Genomic DNA, 8319 nt, shown 5'->3' with positions numbered 1-8319 from the left:
AGCAGCACCTCCGCGTCCAGCGCGGCGTACGCCACCTGGCGGTCACTCAGCGGTCGCTGCGTCCAGTCGCTGGTCTGCTCGCGCTTGTCGAGGTCGAGCTGCAGCTCGCGGGCGCACACCTGGCGGAGCGTGTGCCCGCCGTCGGCGTCCACGCCATGGCGCGCACGCGACAGGTCGCGGGTGTCCACCACGGGCTCGATCACGAAGCCGTGGCGGCCGAGCACCGAGCGCTCGAACGCGGCGTAGTGGATCACCTTGGTGACGCTCGTGTTGCCCAGCAGCGCGCCCAGCGCTTCGAGGTCGGGCACTTCGAGCGCGTCGATCAAGTAGGTCTTCTCGCGCCCCGCGAGCTGCACCAGGCAGAGCGCCCGGTCGGACAGCGTGGTCTCGACGTCGAGGCCCACCACGGGCTCCTCCATCAGCGCATCGACGGCCTCGCGAAGCTCGTCCACGTTGCGCACCCACACGAGCGGCCGGCTGGTGTCGCGAGCGATGCTCGGCAGCTTGAGCTCGGGCTCGGGGCCTCGGGCGGCGCGCTCCTCGTCCTGGGCCGTCGCTACGCTCACGCCGCGGGGGACGCGGCGCATGTCGGTGTCTTCGCCCGACAACCAGCGCCAGGCCCCGCCCACGTCCATGAGGTAGCTGGCCACCACCTCGCGCTCCACCCACGGCGGCATGAGCGGCTGGAACTTGCTCAGGCGGTAGTTGGGGAGGCCCTCGGCCACCTCGGCCCAGATGCGCTCGTCCTCCCACAGCTCGAGCTCACCCAGCTTGGCGACGGCGGCAGCGAAGCGCCGTTCGTCGAGGTCCTCGCCGCGCACCTTGATCAGGAAGTTGTCGGGGATGACCTTCCAGTCGCCTCCCACGGCCTCGAGCGCGTAGCGCAGCGTCGCGTTGATGCGCCCTCCCGCGAAGGTCCACCAGCGGATCTCGCCGTCCGCGTACTCGATGCCCCCCCGCTGCGAGTCCACCACCTCGCGCATGCTCTTCCTGTGCTCGGCCAGCACGGTGGCGGCGGCCTCGTCCAGCATGGGGAAGGCCTCGTCGCTCAGGACGATGCGCAGGATCTCTTGGCACACATCGAAGCCTAGGAACTGCGGCAGGAACCCACCCCAGGTGGGCTGCTTTCCGCGTGGCGCCGGCTGCACCACCACGCGGCGGTCGTCGTGCTGCACGCGCACCACGGCCCAGGCGCGGCCGCCCAGCAAGAAGCTGCTCACCCCCTCGGCCAGGCGGTCCACGAAGCCCTGGCTGAGCGTGCCGAGAGCCTGCCCCGTGCCCGTCTGCACCGTGTAGGTCTGCGGCGTCGAGAACACCGCGAAGAGCTCCATGAAGTTCTTGCGGCCGAAGCGCTTCTCGGACTTCGGACCGAGCACCAGCTTGCCGCTCACCAATCGGAGCGCGTTGTCGCGCAGCATCCAGCGCAGCAGGCGGTCGTACTCGGCCCGGTGAATGCCCTTGAAGTCCGGAACGGACGACAGGTGCGCCCAGGCGTCCTCGGTGCTGATGCCGTTCTGGGCCAGGGACATGGCCAGGAGCTGGTGAATCAGCACCGGCCAGCAGCGCTGTTCGACGGGCACGGACTCTACCCAGCCCCGCTTCGCGAGCTGCGTGAGCGCCAGCGCCTGCAGCACCCCTTCGGTGGTCTCGCAGAAGAACGTGGTGTTGGCGGCCTTGCCTTCGCGCCGCCCCGTGCGGCCCATGCGCTGCAGGAACGAGCTCACCGTGTCGGGCGCCTCGGACTGGAGCACCAGGTTCGAGGTCGCCGACGTCGATGCCGAGCTCCATCGTCGAGGTGCAGACGATGCAGGCGTCGGATCCGTGGTGGAAGCGCTCCTCGGCCAGCAGGCGCTCCTCGGTCGAGACGGCGCTGTGGTGCACGAAGACGCTCGTCCCGGCGCGGCGCATGTGCTCGGCCACGGCCTCGGTGGTGGCGCGCGACTGGCAGAAGAACAGGCTCTTCTGGCCGCGGGCTTTGCGCGCTGCCTCATGGGCGAGGCGCGCGAGGTCCGGCCGGTGCACCACGAGCAGCTCGCGCTTGCCCGGCACCTTGGGGGGATCCACGACCCGCCCTCGCGCCTGACGTGCCTTGAGCCACGCCAGGATGGCGTCGGGGTTCCCCACGGTCGCCGACAGCCCCACGCGCTGCACGTCGTGCCGGCTGACCGTGCGAGGCGCTCGAGCACGCTCATCAGGTGCGCGCCACGGTCGGTGCCGGCCAGCGCGTGCACCTCGTCGATGACCACGATGCGCAGGTCCCCGAAGATCTTCCGCTCGTCCATCCGCTGCGACACGAGCATCACCTCGAGCGACTCCGGCGTGGTCATCAGCAGCTCGGCCGGCTCCTTGAAGAACGTCTGCTGGTGCGACGCGGTGTCGTCGCCGTGCCACACGAAACGCCGCAAGCCGACCATCTCGGTGTAGGTGCCCAGCCGCTCCGCCTGGTTGTTGAGCAGCGCCTTGATGGGCGCGATGTAGAGCGCCCCCACCCCCACCGGCTGCTCGTCCATCAGCATCGAGAGCGTCGGGAACATGGACGCCTCGGTCTTGCCGCCGGCCGTGGGCGCCAAGATGACGGCGTTGTGCCCCGCCAAGAGCGCCTCGCCCGCCAGCTCTTGGACCGGGCGCAGGCTGCTCCACCCCAAGCGCGCCACGATGGCCTCCTGGAGGCGCGGCGAGAAGCGGGCGAAGACGCTCACCAGACGTCCTCGAAGGGCACGGGCCCGTCCCCCTCGCCGTCTTCGTCGGGCGCAGCCGGCGGCACCCCCGTCAGCACGTGCTTCTCCTCGTCGCTGAGCCCGCTGGGCTCGAAGCCGTGCGCCGTCATGGGGTCGTACTCGGGGTTCTCCTCCACGAGGTCCATCTGCGTCACGAACGCGCGCAGGAACTGGCGCGGCACCACGCCCACGTCGCCCTTGAAGCCCGCAGTCACCTGCGCCACCAGGCGCTCGATGAACTCGCCGCTGATCTTCTGCTCGAGCCGCGCCCGGTCGGCTGTCGGAAAAAGCTCCCGCAGGCGCACCGCCACCGCGCGCAGCCGCTCCGCGTCGAAGGGCACCAGCTCCAGCTGCGGCTGCCGCAGGCTCGCGAAGCCCCCCTGGCCATGAACTGGATGCGGTCGTGCAGGGGCGCCGAGCCCCTGCACGCCGTGGCGGCTATCGAAGAAGTCCGGCGTCCCGGTGAACAGCCACAACAGCCCGGGTAGCCGCTGGCGTCGTCCGCGATCTGGCGGATGCCGTTGAGCGACTTGTGCCGCGAGTCCGAACGCATGCGCAGGATGGTCTCGGCCTCGTCGATGACGATGACGAGGCCCCGCGTAGCCCGCGGCCTTCACGATCTCGAGGACGCCCCGCAGGTACGAGCGCGTCGCGGCTGCCGATGTCGCCCTTGATGCCCGGCGGCCTTCTTCGCCGCCGCCGCCACATTGCCGCTGCCGCACAGCCAGGAGATGAGCGCGCCGGCCTCGGCGACCTTGCCCTTCTGCTTCAGGCGGAAGATGGTCTGGATGACCCGGACGAAGTCCTGGGGCGCCTGGCCGCCGGTCATGGCGGCCAGGTCCTCGTCCAGGCGCTGGCGCACCTTGGCGTCGAAGTCGGGGCGCCCTCGTCGGCGCCCGCCGCGATGAGGCGCTCTCGACCTTGCCGATCCATCGGTCGAGGATGTCGCCGAGCGCGCCGCGCGGGCACGTCGCCGTGGCCAGCTCGGTAACGACCTTGCGGTAGACGTCGTCGAAGCGGTGGAAGCGCAGGTCGTTGTCCGACACCACGACGAAGCTGGCCGCGAAGCCCCGCTCCTGCGCGTCGAGGCAGCGCCAGGCGGGCCATGAAGGTCTTGCCGCAGCCGTAGCCGCCGCGCAGGAACTTGATGGTGCCCTCGCGGTTCTCGGCGAGCTCGAGCTGCCGTTGGATCTCGCCACGCTGCTTGTCGATCCCGACAGCGAACGTGCTGATGCCGCGCTCGGGCACCAGGCCCTTCCGCAGGGACTCGAATACGTGCTCGGTGTCGCGTTGGCTCAGCATCGTCATCCGTTTCCTTCGCGCACGTAGCGCTTCACACCCGCCACCTCGGCGATGCGCACCACGAAGGGCGCCTTCTGGGCGAGGTCCTCGAACTGGCGCGCAAAGCGCCGGAACCGCCGGGGGCCGCCCAGCATGGCGGCGGCCTCTGGCTCGGTGACCGTGCCGTGGGCCAAGAGGTGCTCGAACACCTGGCGGACGCCGCCCTCGGAGCGTCCAGCCAGCCTGGCCGAGCTGACCTTTGGGGCGTGCGGCTGGCGAGGCCCCGACGCGCGCCGCGGGCCGGGGGCGGCGGCGCTGAGAGCCGGGGCCCACCACCGAGAAGCGGGCGTGCGGCACGCACGTCGCGACCTCCGCGACGGCGCTCGGGTGATGGAGCTCCGACCGGGACCCGGGTGTCTGGGCCCGGTGAGCCGGAAGAAGAGCTCGAAGCGTTCGCCCACCGGTCGCGTGCACGGCGCCACCCGAGATGCGCGCTTTGCCGCGCGCCTGGCAGATCTCCACCTGCACGTCCTCGGCGTCGAGTGCCCGGAGGGCCAGGTCGAGCTCCTTGGGGCTGCCGAAGTCGAGCGCGTGTTGCGCCGAGACGGCCACCTTCACCTCGACGCAGTACATGCCGGCCACGTCGTCCAGCTGCGTGGCGCTCACCCGGTACTCGAGCGTGGTGCCGCCGGCCGCCGAGCGGTGGACGACCGTCAGCACGGGGATCACCCGCTCCTGGAGGCTGTTGCCGCCGTGGACGAAGCTCATGTTGCGTCGGCCGGTGTCGAAGACCGCCGTCGACTCCGGGAACATCACGTGGCCGCTCACCCCGTCGTAGCCGAGGTCGCTGAGGGCCACGCGCACTTCGCCGGTGTGGTCGGCAGCCACGCTCGAGAAGACGTGCCGGCGCTTCGGGTCGATCTTGCGGCCGTGCGGCTGCGCCGCGAGCGCATTGTCGTCGAGCAGCAAAAAGCCGTGGTCGCTCGTGAACACGAAGCGCTTCACGCCAGCGTCACGCAGCAAGCGCCACGCGGCTCGTAGCTGGCGCATGACGTTGTCGAACACGGTCGGGCCGACGCCCTTCTCGCCAGCGTTGTCGATCTCCTGGCTGTGCACCACCACCAGGCTGGCGCGGCGACCGTGAGCTTGAGCGAGGTGCTGTCGCGGGCTGCACCTCGGCCAGGGTGAGCCAGGGGCAGGTCGCGCCCCACGCGGTCGTGCATGGCGCGCTTGCGCGTCTCGGGGCCGGTCACCCGGAACTCGCCTGCCTGAAACCCAGCGATCTTGAGCGTGGCGTCGAACTTCGGCTGCAGGCGCCCGTTGTGGGCCACCGGGGCCAGCACGTTCATGCCCACCTCGGTCACGGAGGGCAGCTCCGAGAGGCGCGCCTTCAGCAGCACCGTGGTGGCCGCCGTGCCCTCGAGCTCGCGAAAGAGCTCGACGCCCATCTCGAAGCGCATCGCATCCACCACGAAGTACGCGGTAGGCCCGGTCTCCTGGGTCATGGGCCGCACGACGTCCTCGAAGAGCGTGCGCTGCTGGAGCCCGGGCCCGGGAAGAAAGCCGTGGACCTTGCACAACGCGTTGAAGTCCACGGCCCAGGCGTCGGCCCAGGTGCGCCAGGCTACCCGCAGCTGGTCTAGGCGTGCGCGCAGCGTCTCGAACTCGGGCACCTGCGGGTACAGCAAGGTCACGCGCTGCTGCTCAAGGTGCCGGTGCGCCTCGTCCACCGCGGCCCCGCGCTGCACGTAGACGTCGACCGCCGTCTCGAGGCTCCCGAGCGCGCCGCCGGCCGCGCCCGGCTTGGCGGTCGCGCCGATCAGCTGCCAGGCCGACTGGCGCGTCGGGTCTTCCTGGAGCCAGAACGACCCGAAGCCGGGCTTCGGGTCCACCCGGTGCTCGCCCACTCGAGCGTCGGGGCTCCAGGCCGCGTTCTCGAGCGCGGCGAGCGCCGCCTTCAGGACCTTGTCCTCCTCGAAGCGGAAGGTGTCGACCTTGCCGAGGTCCTCGGCTTTGGCGGCTTTCACCTCGTCGCTCAGCAGCGCCTCGGTCTCGTCGGCGGTGCGCTGGTAGAACGTGGCGTGGCGCCTGCGCAGGTGCGCGCGCAGCGCGTCGGCAGGTGTCGATCACCGGACGAGGGAGGGCGCCGGCGGTCGCGAGGTGGGCGCTCACGGGCGCACGTCGCAGGTCGTCCACGTACTCGACGCAGAGCGCCCAGCTGGCGGCCGCGAAGGCGACGTCCTCGGCGCGAGGGTGGCGGGCGGCAGGTGGTGGCGCGCCAGGCCGGGGAGCCCGGTCCACGCGGCGAGGCGCTCCAGCAGCACCTCCTTGGTCCTCTGCGCCCACACGTGCCCGGCGAAGAAGCCGGTGGAGAGGAGGTCGTCCAAGAGCGCCGTGGGCTTCATGGCGCGGAGCTGCGCGCCGAGCCCCCCCTCCCGCGGCTCAGCTGCGCGCTCAACCAGGCGTCGGCGCCGGCCAGACTGAGCCCGGGCTGGTCCACGAACGCCGCAATCTGGTCGGGGTGCACCCGCCCCGCGGCAGCTTCGGTCACCAGCGTCTTGAGACCCTTGCGAAAGCGCACGCCCGCCGCGGACAGCTCCAGAGAGCGGCGTGTGCGGGACGCTGTCCTCGGTGAACCCCGGGAGGTGAATGACCAAGGGCACCTTCTCCGTGCCCGCCGCGACGCCGTCGAGGGCCATCATGAGCGCGAGGTGACTCCCCGCGAAACGCCCGGACCTCGTAGCTCAGCGTCACCCGCCGCCCGGGCCGCCTCCAGCCGGTCCACGAAGTCCGTGTAGTGGCCGCCGAGGTCGAGCCAGACGACGACGCCTTGGCGCTGCACCCAGTCGCGCAGGTCGGCCTCGAGCGCGGCCGGACACGGGGCCCATGACCCGCCTGGGGCCTTGGGCTTGAACTGCGCTCATGCGTCGTCCCTCCTCGCCTCGGCGGCGTCCTCGTCCTCGTCGGACGCGTCGCCGTCGTCGTCATCTGTCCGCTCGTCGTACAAGTCGAAGAGCTCTGGAGAAGGAACCAGGCCCTTCAGGAAGCTCGGCGCGGTCCAACACCAGTCGAGGGTGCGCGCCTCGAAGTTGGCGCGCGCCTCGGGCTCGTCGGGGGCGAGGATGCGGAGCTCGGCGCCCTGCTTCTCGGACAGGCGCAGCTCCATGGCCCACAGCGCGTCTGGATGCCCGCTCCAGAGCCCCGGTCCAGAGGATGGACAGCTCGCCAGCACGAGCTTCGTTGCCGCGGCCCATGCGCCGCATGGCTTCCTTCTCGATGGCGGCCAGCGCCTCGTCCGGGTGGTCGCGCAGCCACGCGGCGCGGTGCGGCCGGTCGCCGTCACCGCCCACCGGCGGTCACCAGGCCCGCCAGGGCGGTAGGGGGCCTCTTCAATGCGGAAGTCGGGCCCGATCTCGTCCTGCAGGCGCAGCTCCCAGGCCCAGGCGCGCTCGGGGTGGTACCGCCAGAAGCAGCCGTGGGCGACGCCGAGCGAGGGGTCCGCCTGGCACTTCGCGTCCACGCGCGTGGGCCAGTAGCGGAGCGCGAGGTGGGCCCAGTCGTAGTCCTTGCGCCCGCTCGGGCCGCTCAGCTCCTTCCACCACTTCTTCGGGTCCTTCCACTGCGGCTCGAGCAGCGGCCACAGCGCGGCGCTGTTGATCATCACGCCGTCGTCGAGGTTGGGGGCGTAGCGCTGGTCCTGCTCGCGCGGCGGGACACTTCGGGTCCGTGGGCGGCGCGCCGCGGTCGGCGCACTGCGTCACGCTGGCCATGAACTGCACCAGCTCCTCGCGCGCCTTCAGGAGCTTGCTGTACTGCTTCTCGGCGGCCTGCGCGGCCTTCTTGTCGGCCCCGTCGCGCGCGGCGCGCAGGTCGTTCAGCTCGCCGTCCATGCGCGCCTGCGTGGGCAGGAGGTGGTCGGCCAGCAGTGCGCGGAGCGTCTGGTCGTTCATGCGGTGGATGTTCACCCAGGCCACGAAGGTCTTGTTCGCGGACGACAGCGGCCAGTGGATGGGCCGGTTCTCGTACATGCCCTTGTGCACGTCCTTGAAGAAGTCCGTCGCCAGCCACTCGCGCAGGCTGCGCTTGGTGTCGATGGCCCCGCGGTGCTCGGCCCAGGCGGTGAGCAGCGGTGCTGCAGCGGGGTGGCCCAGGCTGTCGCGGAGGTCCCCGTCTTCGGCTGCGGCCAGGGTGGTGTCGAGGAAGAGGAGGCCGTGCGGCAAGGCCGTGGAGAGGTCCGCGGTGGCCGGGTCCAGGATGCCCTCCTGCGGGGAGCCGGCGGCGCCGAAGCGACCGAGGGCCACGCCGAGCGAAGCTCAGGTGG

The 8319-nt window shown here is 71.3% G+C and carries 7 protein-coding genes and 2 pseudogenes; 1 reads left to right on the top strand and 8 read right to left on the bottom strand.

Annotated features, from left to right (window positions below; genetic code table 11):
- The 3 genes and pseudogenes from IPI43_29755 to IPI43_29745 all read right to left on the bottom strand — a co-directional run bounded on the left by IPI43_29755 (position 1) and on the right by IPI43_29745 (position 4207).
- Positions 1-2699 (bottom strand): annotated as a pseudogene (locus tag IPI43_29755) (DEAD/DEAH box helicase).
- Positions 2696-4025, bottom strand: a pseudogene (gene brxD, locus IPI43_29750) (BREX system ATP-binding protein BrxD). The pseudogenes IPI43_29755 and brxD overlap by 4 nt, the downstream one beginning before the upstream one ends.
- Positions 4022-4207: a hypothetical protein gene (locus IPI43_29745; protein ID MBK7778247.1), complete on the bottom strand. Its 186-nt coding sequence runs from the start codon at positions 4205-4207 to the stop codon at positions 4022-4024. The pseudogene brxD and the gene IPI43_29745 overlap by 4 nt, the downstream one beginning before the upstream one ends.
- Positions 4208-4466: 259 nt before the next feature.
- Here IPI43_29745 and IPI43_29740 point away from each other — a divergent pair, with 259 nt between their 5' ends.
- Positions 4467-5039: a hypothetical protein gene (locus tag IPI43_29740; protein ID MBK7778246.1), complete on the top strand. Its 573-nt coding sequence runs from the start codon at positions 4467-4469 to the stop codon at positions 5037-5039.
- Here IPI43_29740 and IPI43_29735 read toward each other — a convergent pair.
- The 5 genes from IPI43_29735 to IPI43_29715 form a co-directional block, all read right to left on the bottom strand.
- Entirely contained in the window at positions 5000-6025 is a 1026-nt protein-coding gene (locus IPI43_29735) for a PglZ domain-containing protein (protein ID MBK7778245.1), read from the bottom strand. The two genes, IPI43_29740 and IPI43_29735, sit on opposite strands and share 40 nt — an antisense overlap.
- Positions 6026-6166: 141 nt before the next feature.
- Positions 6167-6403, bottom strand: coding sequence for a hypothetical protein (locus IPI43_29730; protein ID MBK7778244.1), 237 nt, complete (start codon positions 6401-6403; stop codon positions 6167-6169).
- Positions 6400-6579 carry a hypothetical protein gene (locus tag IPI43_29725; GenBank protein MBK7778243.1) on the bottom strand — a complete coding sequence of 60 codons (180 nt, stop codon included), beginning with the start codon at positions 6577-6579 and terminating at the stop codon, positions 6400-6402. Before IPI43_29725 ends, IPI43_29730 begins: the two co-directional genes overlap by 4 nt.
- Before the next feature lie 339 nt (positions 6580-6918).
- The gene (locus IPI43_29720; GenBank protein MBK7778242.1) at positions 6919-7164 is read right to left on the bottom strand and encodes a hypothetical protein; all 246 of its coding nucleotides are present in this window, start codon (positions 7162-7164) and stop codon (positions 6919-6921) included.
- Between the two features lie 223 nt (positions 7165-7387).
- Entirely contained in the window at positions 7388-8299 is a 912-nt protein-coding gene (locus IPI43_29715; protein ID MBK7778241.1) for a hypothetical protein, read from the bottom strand.
- Positions 8300-8319 lie beyond the last annotated feature (20 nt).

The sequence above is a fragment of the Sandaracinaceae bacterium genome (genome assembly GCA_016706685.1).
Classification (GTDB): Bacteria; Myxococcota_A; Polyangia; order Polyangiales; family Houyiibacteriaceae; genus JADJJE01.
Note: the sequence above shows the minus strand (reverse complement) of the source record. Positions and strands in the feature narration are given on the sequence as shown.